General features: G+C 60.4%; 13 protein-coding genes. 9 read left to right on the top strand and 4 right to left on the bottom strand.

The annotated features are described in order from the left end of the window. Nucleotides 1–71: 71 nt before the first annotated feature. Nucleotides 72–752 carry an alpha/beta fold hydrolase gene (locus IQ216_RS04260; RefSeq protein WP_228007125.1) on the bottom strand — a complete coding sequence of 227 codons (681 nt, stop codon included), beginning with the start codon at nucleotides 750–752 and terminating at the stop codon, nucleotides 72–74. Continuing rightward, nucleotides 743–1,954 (bottom strand): aminotransferase class I/II-fold pyridoxal phosphate-dependent enzyme, encoded by a 1,212-nt coding sequence (locus IQ216_RS04255; protein ID WP_193814471.1) that lies wholly within the window; start codon nucleotides 1,952–1,954, stop codon nucleotides 743–745. The genes IQ216_RS04260 and IQ216_RS04255 overlap by 10 nt, the downstream gene beginning before the upstream one ends. A 36-nt stretch (nucleotides 1,955–1,990) precedes the next feature. On the opposite strand from IQ216_RS04255, the gene IQ216_RS04250 reads away from it, so the two are divergent. The 9 genes from IQ216_RS04250 (at nucleotide 1,991) to IQ216_RS04210 (ending at nucleotide 13,603) form a co-directional block, all read left to right on the top strand. Further along, nucleotides 1,991–2,998 carry a bile acid:sodium symporter family protein gene (locus IQ216_RS04250; RefSeq protein ID WP_193814472.1) on the top strand — a complete coding sequence of 336 codons (1,008 nt, stop codon included), beginning with the start codon at nucleotides 1,991–1,993 and terminating at the stop codon, nucleotides 2,996–2,998. Between the two features lie 220 nt (nucleotides 2,999–3,218). Continuing rightward, nucleotides 3,219–4,310: a hypothetical protein gene (locus IQ216_RS04245; protein WP_193814470.1), complete on the top strand. Its 1,092-nt coding sequence runs from the start codon at nucleotides 3,219–3,221 to the stop codon at nucleotides 4,308–4,310. A 7-nt stretch (nucleotides 4,311–4,317) separates the two neighbouring features. Next, nucleotides 4,318–5,448 (top strand): rhamnan synthesis F family protein, encoded by a 1,131-nt coding sequence (locus tag IQ216_RS04240; protein ID WP_193814469.1) that lies wholly within the window; start codon nucleotides 4,318–4,320, stop codon nucleotides 5,446–5,448. 63 nt (nucleotides 5,449–5,511) lie between these two features. Then, nucleotides 5,512–8,283: a DEAD/DEAH box helicase gene (locus IQ216_RS04235; protein ID WP_193814468.1), complete on the top strand. Its 2,772-nt coding sequence runs from the start codon at nucleotides 5,512–5,514 to the stop codon at nucleotides 8,281–8,283. Beyond that, nucleotides 8,280–8,891, top strand: coding sequence for a DUF1997 domain-containing protein (locus IQ216_RS04230; protein WP_193814467.1), 612 nt, complete (start codon nucleotides 8,280–8,282; stop codon nucleotides 8,889–8,891). Before IQ216_RS04235 ends, IQ216_RS04230 begins: the two co-directional genes overlap by 4 nt. After that, nucleotides 8,836–9,741 (top strand): hypothetical protein, encoded by a 906-nt coding sequence (locus tag IQ216_RS04225; RefSeq protein WP_193814466.1) that lies wholly within the window; start codon nucleotides 8,836–8,838, stop codon nucleotides 9,739–9,741. The genes IQ216_RS04230 and IQ216_RS04225 overlap by 56 nt, the downstream gene beginning before the upstream one ends. Nucleotides 9,742–9,744: 3 nt before the next feature. Continuing rightward, on the top strand, nucleotides 9,745–10,536 hold the full coding sequence (locus tag IQ216_RS04220; RefSeq protein ID WP_193814465.1) for an ABC transporter permease: 792 nt from the start codon (nucleotides 9,745–9,747) through the stop codon (nucleotides 10,534–10,536). Nucleotides 10,537–10,798: 262 nt separating this feature from the next. Beyond that, nucleotides 10,799–12,082, top strand: coding sequence for a sugar ABC transporter (locus IQ216_RS04215; RefSeq protein WP_193814464.1), 1,284 nt, complete (start codon nucleotides 10,799–10,801; stop codon nucleotides 12,080–12,082). Between the two features lie 6 nt (nucleotides 12,083–12,088). Further along, the gene (locus IQ216_RS04210) at nucleotides 12,089–13,603 is read left to right on the top strand and encodes a glycosyltransferase (protein WP_193814463.1); all 1,515 of its coding nucleotides are present in this window, start codon (nucleotides 12,089–12,091) and stop codon (nucleotides 13,601–13,603) included. Here the strand turns inward: IQ216_RS04210 and IQ216_RS04205 are convergent. Then, nucleotides 13,560–14,399, bottom strand: coding sequence for a hypothetical protein (locus IQ216_RS04205; protein ID WP_228007122.1), 840 nt, complete (start codon nucleotides 14,397–14,399; stop codon nucleotides 13,560–13,562). The two genes, IQ216_RS04210 and IQ216_RS04205, sit on opposite strands and share 44 nt — an antisense overlap. A gap of 125 nt (nucleotides 14,400–14,524) precedes the next feature. Beyond that, on the bottom strand, nucleotides 14,525–16,779 hold a 2,255-nt coding region (locus IQ216_RS04200), incomplete at its 5' end, for a glycosyltransferase family 2 protein (RefSeq protein WP_228007121.1).

Raw genomic sequence — 16,779 nt, 5'->3', positions numbered from 1 at the left:
GTCGTAGCTCGAGGCCTGGCGGGCGAAGGCCTGGGCGGCCCTGGCGTCCTCCACGGTGTGATCTCCCATGCTCAGAGCTCCCGGAGCCAGCCGATCACCATCTCCAACCAGGACGGCACCAGCAGGGCATGGCCTGCCCCCTCCACCCCGATCCGCTCTGCTGCGGGCAGGGCCCTCTGCAGCCAGGCCCTGGCCTCGGGGCCCACGATCTGATCCTGTTCAGCCTCCACCACGAGGCAGCGGGCCTGGGTGGGGAACCCCTCGGGCAGCGCCTCGCAGTGCTGGAGCAGGATCAGATCGTGCAGCAGCCGCTCGCGCCCCTCGGCGCTCAGCGGGCTGTCGAGGATCGACACCGGCAGAGCGCTGAGCGGCTGCGGTGCCGCCGCCTTCTCCAGAAAGCGTCGCAGCATGGCTTGGGCCTCCGGCCCTTGCAGCTGCTGGGCCATGGCCCTGAGGGCGCTGATCAGGGGCCGTCCGGCGGCACCGGAGGGAACGAAGCGTCCGAAGCTGGCCAGCAGCACCACGGCATCGGCCTGGCGCAGCAGGTCCGCCGGCAGCAGGTGGGGCCCAAGCGAGTGTCCCACCACCACCCGCGGCCCCTCCGCGTCCAGCCACTGCGGCTGCACAGGTGCGCTGGGGCCGTAGCCCCGATCAGCGCTCTGCCACGGCCAGCCCTGGCGACGGGCCGCTGCTGCCAGGGGGGCCCAGCCGCGGCTGTCCCCCAGCCAGCCGTGCATGGCGATCACTTGCATGGGCCGACGGGGGATGGAGGACCAAGGGCCTGGAGCAGCCGCGGCAGGCTGCCGCGGGGAAGATCGTGGCGCAGCACCAGCCGCAGCCTGGCGGTGCCCAGGGGCACCGTGGGGGGGCGGATCGCCACCGTGAGCAGGCCGGCCGCCTCCAGCCGGGCCTGCAGGGCCAGGGCAGCGCCGTCCTCACCCACCAGCAGCGGGAGGATCGGCCCCTCCCCAGCCGGCCGGGGCCAGCCCGCCGCCTCCAGAGCCTGTCGCCAGCACTGGGCGCGAGCCAGCAGGGCTGGCCCTCGATCCCGCTGCTGGATCTCGTCCAGGGCGGCCAGCGCCGCAGCGGCCAGCGGCGGGGCCAGGGCGGTGGTGTAGCGAAAGGCGCCACTGGTCTGCAGCAGCCATTCGATCGTGAGCTCGTCGCCGGCCAGGAAGGCCCCGCCGCTGCCGAAGGCCTTGCCCAAGGTGCCGCTGATCAGGGCGATGGATGGCAGGCCATGGCCCAGACCTCGTCCTGCCTGCCCCAGCACCCCCAGGGCGTGGGCCTCATCCAGCACCAGGGCTGCGCCGTGGGCGGCGCAGAGCGCGGCCAGGTCCGCGACGGCTGGGCTGGTGCCCTGCATCGAGTACAGGCTCTCACTGAGCACCACCAGGCGCTGAGCGGGATCGATCCGACGCGCTCCGGCCAACCGTCGCTCCAGATCGCTGAGGTCGTTGTGGCGGAAGCGTCTCAGCTGGGCTCCGCTGGCCCTGACGCCCATCAGCAGCGAGTGGTGGATCAGCCGATCGGCCAGCACCAGGCTGTGCCGATCGGCCAGGGCCGTCACCGCGGCCAGGTTGGCCTGGAAGCCACTCGGGAAGAGCAGCGCCCGCTCACGACCGAGCCAGGTGGCCAGCTGCTGTTCGAGGGCCGTGTGCACAGGCCGGGTGCCACTCACCAGGCGCGAGCCGCCGGAACCGACACCCTGTTCGTCCATGACCTGCCTTGCCGCTGCCACGACCGCGTCATGCTGGGCCAGGCCCAGGTAGTCGTTGCTGGCGAGGTCCAGCAGGGGTGGGCCCTGGTCTGGCGTCAGGCGGGCTGCACCCCGTGCCGAGAGGCTGCGCAAACGACGCAGGCCGTCAGCAGGGATGGCGGCCAACGCCTGGTGGAGCTCCTCCTGCCAGCTCGACGCGCCGGCCTGAAGCGCCCCCTCAACCCGATTGGCCATCACTGCAGATTAAGGTTCCGACCCCACAGTTCCGGCATTCCTTTGGAGCGCTTCACCGTTCTCTTTCCCGTCTGGACCCTGCTGGCTGTGCTGCTGGCCCTGCCGTTCCCGGGGCTGTTCAGCTGGCTGCAGGGTGGCTGGATCGTGGCCGCCCTGGCCCTGATCATGCTGGGCATGGGCCTCGATCTGGAGCCGGCTGATTTCCGTCGGGTGCTGCTGAGGCCGCTTCCGGCGCTGATCGGCGTGGCCGCCCAGTTCCTGGTGATGCCCCTGCTGGCCGCCCTGGTGGCCTGGTGGTTGCAGCTCCAGCCCCCCCTCGCCGTGGGATTGATCCTGGTGGGGTGCTGCCCCGGCGGTACCGCCAGCAATGTGGTGGCCCTGATCGCCCGGGCCGATGTGGCCCTCTCGGTGGTGATGACCACGGTGAGCACCCTGCTGGCCGTGCTGCTCACGCCGCTGCTCACCAGCGGATTGGCCGGCCGCTACGTACCGGTGGACGGCTGGAGGCTGCTGCTGGATGTGCTGCAGGTGGTCTTGCTGCCGGTGGTCCTGGGGGTGGTGCTCAAGCGGATCAGCCCACCGCTGGCCAGGCGGATCGCACCGGCGATGCCCCCTCTGGCAGTGCTGGCCATCGTGTTGATCGTGGCCAGCATCGTCGGCAGCCAGCGCGATGCTCTGTTGGAGCAGGGACGCCTGTTGCTGCTGGCCACCCTCCTGCTCCACGCCGGTGGTTTTCTGCTGGGCTGGTTGATCCCGGCGTTGCTGCGTCAGCCGCAAGCTGTGAGGCGCACTGTCAGCCTCGAAGTGGGGATGCAGAACTCTGGATTGGCTGTGGTTCTGGCACGCTCCGGCTTCGCCATCTCACCGCTCACCGCCCTGCCCGGTGCGATTTCTGCCGTGGTCCATGCGGTGCTGGGCAGTGTGCTGGCCGTGATCTGGCGCAAGACGCGCTGCAGGGCAGGGAGATGTGCCGATGATGCACAGTCCATCCCACGCAACTGTAGCAATGTAGGGCAATCTCCTGGCAAAAATCCACACAACTAAAGCAACGGCTTGATCATCAACGAGATGGCCATCAGGGCAATGATAATCATTTGGATGTTCTCGCAGCTCCAGTAAAGCTGAAGCAAGTGGGCAGTGGCGAGATGAGTGGTAAAATAGATGAGATTAAGGAAGGGATGGGTCAAGCCTCCGCCTTTCTAGACCTAATCCCCTAGGCTCAATGCGTAGACTATTCAAGACCATTCAAAAGCTCTATAGGGGAATGGTGCTACGATTGAGTGTTCGTGGCCACAGCGAAAGCAAAAATTTGCGGCGTGGTGAACTGGCCACTGAATCCAAGATCATTGGTCTTGACAAGCTTGCCACATCCTTGTCAACGGTGACGGTACTATTTATTCACTATCATCACAGGGGATTGATCTCTGCAGGATACCTGAAAGTCATTTCCTCCGCCATCGAATGTGGCTACCGAGTGGTGTTAGTCTCCACAAAGCTATCGGACCTTTGGTGTGAAAAGCTTGTATCGATGTCGGTGGCTGTCATTCAAAGAGGAAATAGTGGTTATGACTTTGGCTCTCTTCAAGCGGCTCGAAAGATTTTGATGGAGCACGGTCTTTTGGGCTCCAAGCGATATGTTGTGATCAATAGCAGTATGCTGAATATCGCCAGCCATGGCTTCCATGGCGATCCTTTCCTTGACGCCTTGGTGGATCCACCGGATGAGGCTGATCTAGTAGGAATCACAAGCTCCTATGAGGATCGCACCTTTCACATTCAGACGTTCTTCTTCAGCATGTCGCAACGCATGTTTGAGGCAAAAACCTTTGGCAGGTTCCTTGGTGACTATCTTCGTGGCCTGAACTCAACGAAAGAAGCGTCTCGCACATATGCAATCAAAAACGGAGAATTGAAGCTAACGAGATTTGCCCTTTCACAAGGTTTGCTAGCCAGATCCTTGCTATTTCATCATGGCCTTCCCGATGTGGCTGCTTTTGAAGAGATGAAGGTACTATCACGTAAAATGGTGGACCTTCTTGAAGATGAAGATGGGCTGGTCTGTGCGAATAATATTAAATCATTGATTAATGATTTTTCATCTGAGTGGATTCCCAAGGCAGGTCTGCAATACAATCCATCCCAGGCCTGCTGGGCTTTATTGATGTCGCGAGGCTTTCTTTTTCTCAAGCGTGAGGTTTTAGAGCTCAGTGAAACCCGCTCTATCCATGCTCCTTCAGTGTGTGCACTGCTCATGCCATTGCTGAGTTTATTGACCATTGATATTCCCGAATGGTCAGACTTGAATCAACTTCCAGAGATAATCTATGCTCCACCCCTAAGATCGAGTAAGCGATGATCAAGACATGAGATCTGAGCCAAGTAAGAGCCATCCATTGTTGCCATCTGAGTTTGATGCTCAATTCTATCTTTCGACGTGCTCCAAGGATTTGCAGTCGTTGGATCCAGAAGCGGCCTATCAGCACTTTCGATCGCGCCGTGGCGATCAAAATGTCTTCCCATCGGCTTCAGCATTCCTTAAGGATAAGCTTTCGGATTCAAAGTTTCGAGGAGATGCAAAAAGAATCTGTGTATCGTTTAACTGGAGAGACTATCGAGATCTGAATGAAGACTTGCGCTCCTTGAGCCCTCTTGAGGTTGTCAAGCATTATCTCGCAAATGGAATCTATGAGCCAAGGCAAATCCTAAGCTCGGCAAGATTGTTGGATCGGCGATTTGCAGTGCAAGCAAAGTTAGATCGGGTTGCCCCTGATGTTTCCATCCAAGTTGTCGTTCACTGCTATTATTACGACATTCTTTGCGGTTTGCATCTCTATCTCCGAACGCTGGCTCGGCTTGGAGCGAAGATTCTTGTCTTGGTTGTGAATGATCGTATTCAAGATTCAGTTATGGATGACTTCCTCGGCTCTCTCTGTACGGGGGGGTCTAATCATGAGTGGTTTCGCATGACGAATTATGGCGAGGACTGGTCGTCATTCCATTTGGCATTCCAGCAAGGCCTGCTCATCAAGTCTGGCGTAATTTACAAGATTCAGACTAAGAAGTCTGCCAATCTTGGCCCAGATGGCGGTGTTGCATGGACAGACGAAGCCCTTCAGCCAATCTGTGGCTCGTATTCAAATGTATTTGATACAACTGAGCTGCTGACACATGGTATGCGGTCCATTGTCGCGAGTTCCCTTTGCAGGCAAACAGGTTTTGGAGCCAATAAAAACATGCTTTATGACTATTTGGAGCAACTTGACTTGTCTGTGGATGCGGCCCGCAATGATTCTTTCTGCATGGGGTCCATGTTCGCGGCGGATGCAGGCTTTCTCCATCGCTACTTCTCAAGGCTTGGCCAAGTTGATTATAGGCAGAAGTCTTCCGGCGGAACAAAATTCTGCGGACGCTATGTTGGCCATGCCATTGAGCGAACAATCTACTATTTCGCTAGCCAGGTAGATGGCAGTCAATCCGTAGCTTGGGTGGATTGATCCCGAATGGATAGAAGTAACCTCGGCTCCGGCTGGTAATCCATTAGGTCTTCCTCAAGCCCAATGGCAATTCTGGGAGGCAGCAACGAATCGGTTAGGATAGGTGAGCATCGATTGCGGTTTGCTTTGAACGCAGGACCTTTAGGCGCATTCGGCGATGGTCTTGTTCTGGATGACTTCCAGATGGCTGCAGTTGAAGCCTTAAATAATGGCCTTTCCGTTGTTGTCAGTGCTCCCACTGGAAGCGGGAAAACCCTGATTGGGGAATATGCCATTCATCGGGCAATCTCCCATGGTCATCGCGTGTTCTACACTACCCCCCTGAAGGCCCTATCAAATCAGAAGCTTCGGGATTTCAAGGAACAATTTGGTGATGATCGAGTTGGTCTGCTCACCGGTGATCTCAGTCTCAATCGAGATGCACCAATTGTCGTGATGACAACCGAGATCTTTCGTAATATGCTCTATGCCGAAATTGATCATCCTGATGATGATCCGTTGCGGGATGTAGAAGCTGTTGTTCTGGATGAGTGTCACTACATGAATGACACCCAGCGGGGCACCGTCTGGGAAGAGTCGATCATTCATTGCCCCCCATCCATTCAGCTTGTGGCCCTCTCCGCCACAGTCGCCAACGCTGATCAACTCACTGATTGGCTCTGCCGTGTGCATGGTCCTACGCAATTGGTCATCAGCACCCACCGTCCTGTGCCATTGAGCTTCAGCTTCTGCAGCGCCAAAGGCCTGCATCCTCTGCTCAATGATGCAGGTACGGATCTACACCCGAACAGCAAAGTCTGGCGGGCCCCCAAGGGTGCTCGCCGCAAGGGCCCTGGCGCTGCCAGGCCTCCGCAGCCGGAGCCTGCACCGCTGGCTTTTGTGGTTCAGAAGTTGGCTGAGCGGGACATGCTGCCCGCGATCTACTTTATTTTCAGCCGACGCGGCTGTGATAAGGGAGTGCGTGATCTGGCCAGGCTGAATCTTGTGTCAGATGAAGAGCGCTTGCGTCTTCAGCAGCAATTGGATTCTTTCGCTGCCTCCAGCCCAGAGGCTGTTCGGGATGGCTATGCCGAGCCCCTCTTGCGGGGCATTGCCTCTCACCATGCTGGAGTGCTGCCGGCCTGGAAGGAATTGATTGAGGCTCTGTTCCAGCAGGGTCTGATCAAGGTTGTCTTTGCCACGGAAACCTTGGCTGCAGGCATCAACATGCCGGCCCGAACCACAGTGGTGTCTTCACTCTCCAAGCGCACGGAGCGTGGCCATCGCTCACTGACGGGCAGCGAGTTTCTGCAGATGGCAGGACGGGCAGGTCGTCGAGGTCTCGACGTGCAGGGCTATGTGGTGACAGTGCAGAGTCGCTATGAGGGCGTGCGCGAGGCGGGTCAGCTGGCCACTGCACCAGCCGATCCACTGGTGAGCCAGTTCACGCCCAGCTACGGCATGGTCCTGAACCTGTTGCAGCGCTATGACCTCGCCAAGGCGAAGGAGTTGGTTGAACGCAGCTTTGGCCGCTATCTCGCCACGCTCGATCTAGTGGAGGATGAGGCCCGCATCAACGAGTTGATGCTCCAGCTCAGCGCCCTTGAAACCAATGCTGACGATGTGCCGTGGGAGGCTTTTGAGGACTACGAAAAGCAGCGGGGCAGGCTCAGAGAGGAGAGGCGCCTGCTGCGTACCTTGCAACATCAGGCCGAGGAGACCCTGGTCCATGAGCTCACGGCAGCGCTGCAGTTTGCCAGCGTGGGCACGCTGGTCAGCCTCAAGGCACCGCCGCTTCGGGGTCGAGTTACCCCGGCGGTGATTGTGCGCAAGCCACCCGGGCCTGGCCAGTTCCCCTTGTTGCTGTGTCTGACGGACGACAACGTCTGGATTCTGGTGCCTTGCAGTGCCGTTGTCAGCCTTCATGCCGAACTGAGCTGCCTTCAGGTGAGCGACCTTGAGACCCCGCAACTCGTCCATACCGGCGAGATTCGCCATGGTGATCAGCAGAGTGGGGGGCTTGCCTTGGCCGTGGCCTCCATGGCGCGCCGGCACGACATGACTACTCCCCACTACGACCTGGCGGCCGAGGTGCGCAATCAGGCTGAGTGTGTTGAGGCTTTGGAGCGTTCCCTGACGACCCACGCCGCCCACCGTTGGGGGGATCGCAAGCAACTCAAGCGCCATCGCCGTCGCATGGAGGAGCTTAACGAGGAGATCGCGGAGCGTCAGAGGCTGTTGCACTTCCGCTCCAACCGCCATTGGGACACGTTCCTGGCACTGATTGAGATTCTTCGCTTTTTCGGTGCGCTGGCCGGTTCAGAGGGGCTGCAACCTACGGATGTGGGGCTCACCGTGGCTGCATTGCGGGGCGACAATGAGCTCTGGCTGGGCCTGGCCCTGATCAGCGGCCATTGTGACGAGCTCGATCCAGCCGAGCTGGCCGCCACGCTTGAGGCCATTTCCACCGAGGTCAACCGGCCTGATCTGTGGTGCTCCTGGGGCCCACCGCCTGCGGTGGAGGAGGCCCTCCACAGCCTGCGTGGGCTGCGCCGTGAGCTCGGTCGACTGCAGGAGCAGGCCGGGGTCGTGGTCCCGATCTGGTGGGAACCTGAGCTCACCGGACTTGTCCATGCCTGGGCGTCTGGAACCCCCTGGGCCGACTTGATGGCCAACACGTCACTCGATGAGGGCGATGTGGTGAGGGTTCTGCGCCGCACGGTGGACCTGTTGGCCCAGATTCCCTATGGGGTCGCCGTCAGCCAGCAGCTCCGTGACAATTCCCGCTCCGCCCTGAAGGCCATCAATCGCTTCCCGGTCTGTGAGCTTGAAGACCTGCTCCCTACGCTGCCATGAGCCGTGAACTGCTCCGGCTGAGTGAGTCGCGTCACTGTCTGGTCGACCTGTTCGGTGCGGCGCCGCTGGCCCAGCAACGCCCTCAGGCAAGCGACGCCCTCCTGCGTGCCTACCTGCGCCACCCTGGACGGGTGTTGGCGGCCCTGCTCAGCCGTCAGCGACTGAAGCGGCTGTCTGCGGGGCGTTTCCACTACTCCTCCAGAGCCATTGTGGCGGGTCCATGGCAGCTGCAGCCCCAGTTCTGGTTTAACGCCAGTTGGAGCGGTGACAGCGTGCAGATCCAACTCATGGACTGTCAGCTCCAAGGCCTTCCCGATTCGGGCCCAGGGCAGGGAGTACGCCTCGAACTGGAAGCTTGCCTGCGGGCTGAGAACGCCATGCTGGTGGCCTCAGCCAAGGCGGCCCTCGAGTTGCAACCGGGGCCGCTCACCGGCTGGCTGCCCAGGCCGCTGTTCGCGCTGGTGGGCAGGCAGGCCCTGCTGGCCTGCCTGTCAAGGCTTGAATCCCGCTGCCAGAGGCGGCTACCATTGAGCGCCCTTGCCTGGATGGACCGTGGCGAGCTCGCAGTTCAAGGCATTGCGGCTCCTGCCAACCAGGAGCCCTTCTGATCTCGAACAGGGCACTGTCGTCTTTGACCAGGTCAGCAAGCGGGTTTCTCTGGGCGGTAGCCGCACGCTGACAGTGCTGGATGATCTCTCCCTCACGATCGAGGCAGGAAGCAAAATCGCCCTTTTCGCGGCCTCAGTGGAGACCAGTCGTGCCTTTCTGAACTGCCTGGCGGGGCATGAAATGGTCAACAGCGGCGACCTTTTCGTTGGTGGTTCGTCGTCCTGGTTGATTGGCTCCAGAATGCCTCTGATGCCTGTACTCACGGGCCGGGCTAATGCAGAATTTCTCGTTTCTGTTTATGGGGTCTATGAAGACGATGAGCGAGAGGTTGACTTCATAAGAAAGCTTTGTGACTTGGGTAGTTCTTTTGATGAGCCCCTTGAAAAGTATACTTCGGGCATGAAAGATAGGTTGAAGCTGGCGTTGTCTTTGGCTTTTCAGTTTAACGTCTATCCCGTGATGCGATGGGATGGTTGGAATTGTCGGGCTGATGTCCCCTTCATGAATCAAGTCAGGCGACTGGTTGATCGCCGCTTGGAGGGGAGAACATTGGTTGCAGAGGCATCAAATTCTCAAAACTTTGCATTGGACTACTGCAATGAAGGCATTGTACTGAAGGATGGAGCCATCATTTACAGGGGATCACTTGATGATTGTGCTGTCTTGGCAAAAGAAGCCCAGGCAGCGCGTAAGGAAAGATCACTGTCTCGGCATTTAAGGCAGCATTCAGATGTTGAAGAGGATCTTCAGGGGACCATGGATGATCTGCTTGAGGCACCGATCTTTGATGGGCCACAAGCTCCGCGGCCGAGTCAGACAGTGCGGCAACCTGCTCGGGAGGTTGGGTAACTGATGATTATTCAGAAACTGCTTCTTCAAGTTCGTATTGTCAACGCGATTGCCAAGCGCGAACTGCAAATGAGAGCGGCAAAAGGACCGATGGGTGTACTGGGAGTGTTTGTAGAGCCGCTTCTCTTTATCGCTATCTTTATGTCATTCCGCCTTTTTGGTAGTCAAGCGAGTCTCCAACCAGACTATATCAACCCCGTGCTATGGATGGCCATTGGGTTTGTCGGATTTTTTATGTTTTCAGAAGTGGCACTGAAAGCGCTTGGAGGAGTCAAAAAGAGCGCAAAACTCACTTATTATAGCCGAATTCGCCCTATCGACTACCTACTTGGCTCTGCCGTTCTTGATACCCAGGTCTTCTCGCTTTTGTTGCTTGCATTTATATTTTCCTCATTTGTGTACGAATGGAAGCCAATCGTTGAGGAGCCAGGACTTGCCGTATTTTACTTTATCATGCTCTCGTTGCTTGCCTTTGGCGTTGGCTTGGTCACACTGATCATCGGACATCGTTTGCCATTTGTTGCCAGTATTGCCAGGACGGCGGTGAGGCGTCTACTCCTATTCACTTCTTGCATCTTCTTTTCGATCAGCACCATCCCCAACATCTTCCGAGGCTGGATCCTCTGGAATCCGTTGGCTCATGGCATTGAACTACTGCGACATTCGTTCAATAGTGACTATCCCATACCTGGCGTTTCAGCTGTTTACCTGATAGGCTCTACATTGTTTTTACTGGGGCTTGGATTCTTTATCTATGACAACAATGAAACTCTTTTGCTGGCAGACGAGGAGTAGATTCTGTGTTCAGTTCTTCTAAATATTCTGCACCTAATTTTACTTTGAGCCTCTCTCTTCCCTCTTGCCTGTGGCCTATGTCCTTGCCCTCCGGTTTAGCCGCCAGAGGGATGAATATGCCACGCTTTGCTTCTGATTCTTTTGTGATACAGTAATTGGAATGATTTACGATCGCTCTCCCAATTCTGCACCTCTCCCCAGGCCTGTGCGCGCCAGGCGAGAGCGTCGGCTCAGCTGGCGCGATCGTAGCGAGATGCGTGCCATGGAGATCGGCATGGTGGCGGGAGGTCTGGCCAGTCGTGTGGGCCACTCCCTGTCAGGCATCATGCGTGCCATCGGTTTTGCCGAAGACGAGCTTCCCAATGTGGGCCGCCCCCCACGCCATGAACCGTCCGGGTCTCCCGTCGATTCTGCTCAGGATGAAGGGCGACGTTGGAAAGGGCTGACTCCCGAGCAGCGTCGCTGGTTGATCCCTGGGCCAAAGCGGATTGCCGCCTTGGTTCTGGCGGGCGGGGTTCTCTACTTTGGAGTGATAGGTCGCAATCGCTATCAGGTCACGTCGGATTTCATTGTCCGATTGCCACAAGCCCCTAATAACGTCACTCCCTCCCTGCTGGGTACCGTTCTTGCCGGTCCCACGATGCTGGGTTCCCTCGAGGATGGCCGATTCCTCTCTGTCTATCTCACATCGCCAGAAGTGATGGAGAGAGTCTTCCTGAGCTTGGAGCCTGAGCAGACTTACGCCAGAAATGGCACTGATCCTTTTGCAGGCCTTCCCAAGAACGCAGCCTTTGACCAGCAGCTGGCATTCTTCCGTCGTCAAGTGAGTGTGGTGCCGCAGGATCTGACGGGCGTCATTCAGATGACGACCACTGGCTTGAACCCAACGACGGCCTTCAAGCTTAACCGCTTACTTCTGGATGAGGCGGAAAACTTTCTCAACACCTCCAACCAGAACATCAGCCGGAATCAGCAGACTTTTGCTGAACAGGAACTTGAAAATGCCCGTGAGCGGCTTGCCAAGGCGCAGCAGGCTTTGGCTGCTTTCAATGACCGTCAAGGCGAGATCAATCCCGAGGCTGCTGCTGAAGCCACCAGCCGCTTCATTGCTGCCATGGAAGCCAGGTTGATTGATCTTCAGGTGGAAGAAGGTCGCCTGAAGCGACAGTTTCTTGATCCAAATGGCCCTGAAGTATCCTTTGTTGCTGACCAGATTGCTGAGCTGAGGCAACAAATAGATGTAGAGCGCTCCAAGCTCGTTGGCTCTGATGCGAAGAACTTCAACCAGAAGTTGGTCGAGTCTAGAAATCTCACCACCGAGGTTGAGTTTGCAGAGGCTTCTGTCAAGGCAGCCCAGCTTGCTGCTGACAACAGTCGTCTTGAAAGTCAGCGCCAGCTGAAGTTCCTGGTCCTGCTCAGTAATCCGGAAACCCCATCGGGGCAGTCCCTTGATTGGCGGTGGAAGGGGTTGCTCTCCCTCGTGGGTCTGCTGCTCGTGGGTTGGGGTGTGGCCAGCTTTGTGCTTGGTATCTCCCGGCGTCAGTAACAGCGCTTGTTTGGTCGCCGCCGCAGCCAGCAGGATTTTGATCGTCTGCGCGATCAGAGGGATCTGGCACGTCGCCAGAGGGACCGCCTGGCGCAACGTCTTAAGCGTGTCTCCAATCAACTGTCAGAGGAAAAGGCGAAAGCCCTTCTCCCTCCCTACGCACGCCTCGATCTGCTCACCTACCGCGATGATGGCCCGCAGCGGTATTGGCCGCAGAGAGACTCGGTTCGGACCCTTGCTGTAGACCCCGGTTCCCACGTGGCCTTTGCCACTGTAGCCAATGACCGCTTCCTGCCAGGCCTGCGCGGTTTGCTGTTGTCCTTGCTGTCGGTCTATCCCGATCTGTCCAGTTCATTTGTGGTGTTTCACGATGGCTCACTGAATCAGCTGGATCAGGCTGAACTGCTTGAGCTTTATCCCCGTATCAGCTTTGAGGCGCCGGATCCGAGCTGGGTTACCGTCCTGCCGCGAGACTCCGCAAACCGCGAGCGGATTGGTGTCCTGGGCTATCTCAATACCTATGCCCTGAGCCTTCGCGGTTATGAGCGCGTCATTGTGCTCGATTCCGATGTTCTGGTGTTCGGATCGCTGGATCGCCTCTGGGCTCCAGGCTCGGCCTTCCGGGTAGTGATTGATTGTGGTGCTAACCCATATGGCGTTGTCAGTGGTCATACCGGCCGGCCTGTGATCAATTCGGGGCTGATCTCGATTCCGGGATGTGCTCTGACCGACACCATGTTCACCCGCATGCAGGCCCTGATTCGATCGAGTGCTGATTCCGTCTGCCCTTATCTGGATTTGTTTGCCGACCAGAAAGTGTGGAATCAGCTGCTGATGGATCAGCCGGTTGAGCTGCTGCCGATCAATTTCAACTGCAACATCAAATATGTTGTTCAGTTTCTCGAAGGCTGCATTGAAGGCCTGGCGCTGGTGCACTTTGCCGGGCCCAAGCCCTGGCTGCGGCATGAGCAGCTCCGCGGCCGTTCCAAGTCGGTCACCGATCACTGGCTGTGGATCAGAACCACCCGCCGGCTCACGTGGGCCTGGCGCCTGCGCCAGTTTCAGGCCTGCAGCGGAGGGCTGACTGACTGGGCTGACTCAGGCGACTGGAAGGGCACGACCCGCCCCGCTGTGGCTGCTTTCCACCCGCAGGCTCTGCTTGATTCGGGTCAGCAAGCCGCCTCTTGGCACCTTGTGATCCACAGTGCGGAGCAGCTCTGCCCTGCCTGTGGCGGCCAGCCCCGGTGGCCAGCGGACTGGATGCCAGGCCTGAACAGCCTGGCGGAGCAGCAGCCGCTGACGCTCTGGGCGCCGTTCAGTCTTCGCCACCTGCTCCAGGTTGCAGGGATGCCCGCTGGCGCCGAGTGCCGCTTCATCCTGATGGAGTTGCCCTTCAGCGCTGTCGACCTCACCGCGTCAGCGCAGCCAGGCTTTGCTCCCTGGTCGGGCTCAGCCGAAGCCTCTATGCGCCGTGCCGTCAGCCAACAGCTGGGCGCCTCGAACCTGCACTGGCTGGTTTGAGGGACGACCCGCTCGGCTGGCCCTGCTTGCCGCTGAGGGGGTAGATGCTCGCATCCATCAGTCGCTCGAGTACGGCGTCATTGCCGCCACGCTTGTTGATCGTCAGAAACAGGCTGTGGGGCGCTTGGCTTTTGCGGTGAGGGCGGATGCGCCGACCGGCAGCGGTGAGTTCAGGAAATTCGAGGCTGAGGGAGGCATTCAGCAAGGCGCTCGGCACCCCCAGCAACAGGGAGTGGTGCTTGAACCAGAGGTCGTCGGCATGGCCCGCCAACTGCAGGGCCTGGCGCCAGTTCAGCACGTCGCGATGCAGCTGGCTCAGTCGATAGCAGATGCCGTCCTTGCCCGTGGGCACGGTGAGCGGGTGGGGCTCGGTGAGCGTGGGATCGTGTTTGATCCAGCGGTGGTACGGGGCAATCCTCCCCTCTTCCACCACCATGCGGCGGCCCCGGAAGCCCACCACGCAGTTCAGCCTGTCCTGGGCATTCAGCAGCCGGCGCAGCCAGTTCCGGGGATACAGGGTGTCATCGTCGGCCGTGATCAGGTAGGGATCCAGGGCTGTTGTTCGATCGTCGAGCAGGCCGATCAAGGGCAGCAGTTTGCGATAGGAGCCGGTGTTCTCCACAAAGTGGCAGTGCAGCTGGATCCCGCGCTGGCGCGACTGGCATTGGCGGTTTTGGAGGAAGCGTGGAAGCGCTGTGAAGCCCAGATCCAGCAGGTAGGGGTCATGCGAGAGGAACAGATGCAGGGAGACGGGCCTGGCGTCAGGGGGCAGGGACTGCCGCAGCAAGCTGTCCAAGGTGCGTTTCAACGCCCTTTCCCGGCCCCGGATCGAGGTGAGTCCGATCAGCACTGGTGCTGTGCTGCGGCTCCCTGCGGCATCGCCCCTGGCTGCGGCTTTCCGCATCGCTGCTGCTGACGGTGTCACACCAGGTGCTCCCGTCTGATCAGCCGACGCCAGGTGGACATCCGCAGGCTGCAGCCGTATTCAAAGCCAGAGGAGATTGTGCCGGCCCCACCGCGCATCAGATAGAGCGGTTGGCCCAGCCGGGCGATGGCCCCCTCGCCGAACTGGCGTTGCAACCTGCTGCGGAACTCCACATCGCCGCGGGAGCGCACGGGGTAGAACCCCCCCAGCGCCACCGCCGTGTCCCGCCGCACGATCAGGGAGGTGATGCCATCGCCGATGGCACGGAAACCGTCGCCATCGGGTTGGGGCTGGCCACTGAGCTCCTCGAAGCGCACATGCTGGCAGTAGCAAGCCAGGGCCCCCTGTGCCAGGGCCCTCGCCTGGTGTTCCAGGCGCAGGGGGTGAGAGAGGTCGTCGTCGTCCTGAATGGCGAGCACCTCCGAGCGGCAGGCGGCAAGGGCCAGGTTGCGGCAGCTGTACTGGCCCTGGTTACGTTCCCGCCGCAGCAGGAGCACCGGCAGCCCGTGGCCGTAGCGGAAGAGATCCAGGAGCTGCTCCAGGGCTTCACCCTCCGCTGCCGGCGAGCCGTCATCCACCACCAGCACCTCGGCTGGGGGAAGGGTCTGGAGGCGCAGGGCCTCCAAGGCTTGCCTCAGCCGACCCAGATCCGGGCGGAAGGTGGTGATCACCACGGCAATCCGCACGGCTCCGGGCGCGGCGGATCCGGGTTGGGGGCCGTGGCGCCGCCAGTGCTCCAGGATCCGATCAAAGGCCTGAGCCACCCCCTCGCCTGGGGGGAGCAGCGGCATCAGATCGGGCACCCCGCAGGCCTCGCCATAGAGGCGCAGCAACGAGGTGGTGTAAGTGCCGAAGCCCGAGCAGGCCGCCGCCAGAAGCGGCTCCTCAGCCCCAGCCAGCCAGCAGCGGCTCGTGTCGCCGGGGGTCATCTCCTGCACCCGCAGCAGCAGATTCGTGCGGTCCCTGACTCCGCTGGTGAGGCGCAGCAAGGCCAGAAGCTGCAGCCGCAGCAGTTCCTGGCCCTGCGCTTCCGAATCCGCGCCTGGCTGACCGGCCGTCTCGGTCGGTGGCACGAGGTAGCGATGCAGGCGCATGGTGCCGGCCAGCACGGCACCGCCATGGCTGGAGAGCCAGCTCACATCGAGTCGAAACCGGCGCAGGTCTCGCAGCAGGGCTGCCAGCAGATCGGCCTGCCACCACACGCGCGGCAGCAGTCGCTCGAATAGCTGCACCAGGGCCTTCTGCCGCTGGAGCGGCAGCAGGGTCACAGCGGCGCCGTCCAGCAGCAGCAGGCCCTTGAGCAACAGCAGACAGGCTGAGGGTGGCTGCCGCTGGGGCAGTTGACTGCAACTCTCCAGACTGAGTTGCAGCACCAGCTCGCGCAGCAGCTGCAGGTTGCTGCCGGCGCCCCTTACTGCTTCGGCCAGTTGACGTTGCAGCAGGCGTCGCCGCTTGCCATCGCCGCGGCTTGAGGCCAGATCAATCTCCTGGACCACGCTGTCGATGGCTGCGGCCAGCGTCGCCACGGCGGTGGTGGCTTCGCTGCTGCAGGTCTCACTGTCGATGCAGCGGATCAACCTGGCAGCTCGCTGAACCGGGTCCGGGAGCTGCAGAGCCCGCTCCAGCATCCGCCCCCGCAGTTTACAGGCGATGGCGCTCAGCTCGGGGTCGCGGCTGTTGAGGGCGCCGACCAGCGTTTCGGCCAGGTCCCAGACCCAGTCGAGCCCGCAGGCCTGCTCTGGTGCAGTCGCTTCAGGGCCAGCCTGCCTGAGCAGTGCCTCCAGGTCTGAGGCGAGCGCGGCCGTGAAAGCCGCCTGCTCGTGCTGGGGGAGCAGGTGCACCAGGGCCGCAAGTTGATCGGCCTGTTCCGGGCTGAGGGGAACGTCGGCCCGGATCCAGCCGGCGGCGTCAAGCGGCGGGCGCCAGGGGGGCGTGGGCCAGCTGCGCGGGGCGATCTGGCGCAGCAGGCGACGCTCGCTCTGCAGCAGGGCCAGGGCGGTGGGGATCACCTCGGCTGTTGGCGGTACCAAGGGCCCATCAGGCTCTTGCAGCAACGGCTCCAGCAGGTTCAGCCAGAGATCCAGCTGGGCGCGGTAGGCCAGGAGCTCCTCCTCCAGATGGGACCGTCGCTCGGCGGTGGCTGTTGCGGCAGACCAGCTCAGCGCGTTCAGGGTCAGGCAGGTTCCACCGGCAGCCACCAGAAGCTCTTCCAGGCTGGGGACCAGCTCGGCCTCCACCAGCCCACGAGCCC

Source organism: Cyanobium sp. LEGE 06143 (assembly GCF_015207535.1).
GTDB lineage: Bacteria > Cyanobacteriota > Cyanobacteriia > PCC-6307 > Cyanobiaceae > NIES-981.
The sequence above is the reverse complement of the archived record's forward strand: the minus strand, read 5'-3'. Positions and strand labels throughout refer to the sequence as shown.

What these genes read in the sequence shown, in the direction of transcription:
- IQ216_RS04260 (WP_228007125.1), bottom strand. Translation starts at nt 752, where the DNA reads ATGCAAGTGATCGCCATGCACGGCTGGCTGGGGGACAGCCGCGGCTGG.
- IQ216_RS04235 (WP_193814468.1), top strand. Translation starts at nt 5,512, where the DNA reads ATGGCAATTCTGGGAGGCAGCAACGAATCGGTTAGGATAGGTGAGCAT.
- IQ216_RS04255 (WP_193814471.1), bottom strand. Translation starts at nt 1,954, where the DNA reads ATGGCCAATCGGGTTGAGGGGGCGCTTCAGGCCGGCGCGTCGAGCTGG.
- IQ216_RS04240 (WP_193814469.1), top strand. Translation starts at nt 4,318, where the DNA reads ATGAGATCTGAGCCAAGTAAGAGCCATCCATTGTTGCCATCTGAGTTT.
- IQ216_RS04245 (WP_193814470.1), top strand. Translation starts at nt 3,219, where the DNA reads ATGGTGCTACGATTGAGTGTTCGTGGCCACAGCGAAAGCAAAAATTTG.
- IQ216_RS04220 (WP_193814465.1), top strand. Translation starts at nt 9,745, where the DNA reads ATGATTATTCAGAAACTGCTTCTTCAAGTTCGTATTGTCAACGCGATT.
- IQ216_RS04230 (WP_193814467.1), top strand. Translation starts at nt 8,280, where the DNA reads ATGAGCCGTGAACTGCTCCGGCTGAGTGAGTCGCGTCACTGTCTGGTC.
- IQ216_RS04215 (WP_193814464.1), top strand. Translation starts at nt 10,799, where the DNA reads ATGGAGATCGGCATGGTGGCGGGAGGTCTGGCCAGTCGTGTGGGCCAC.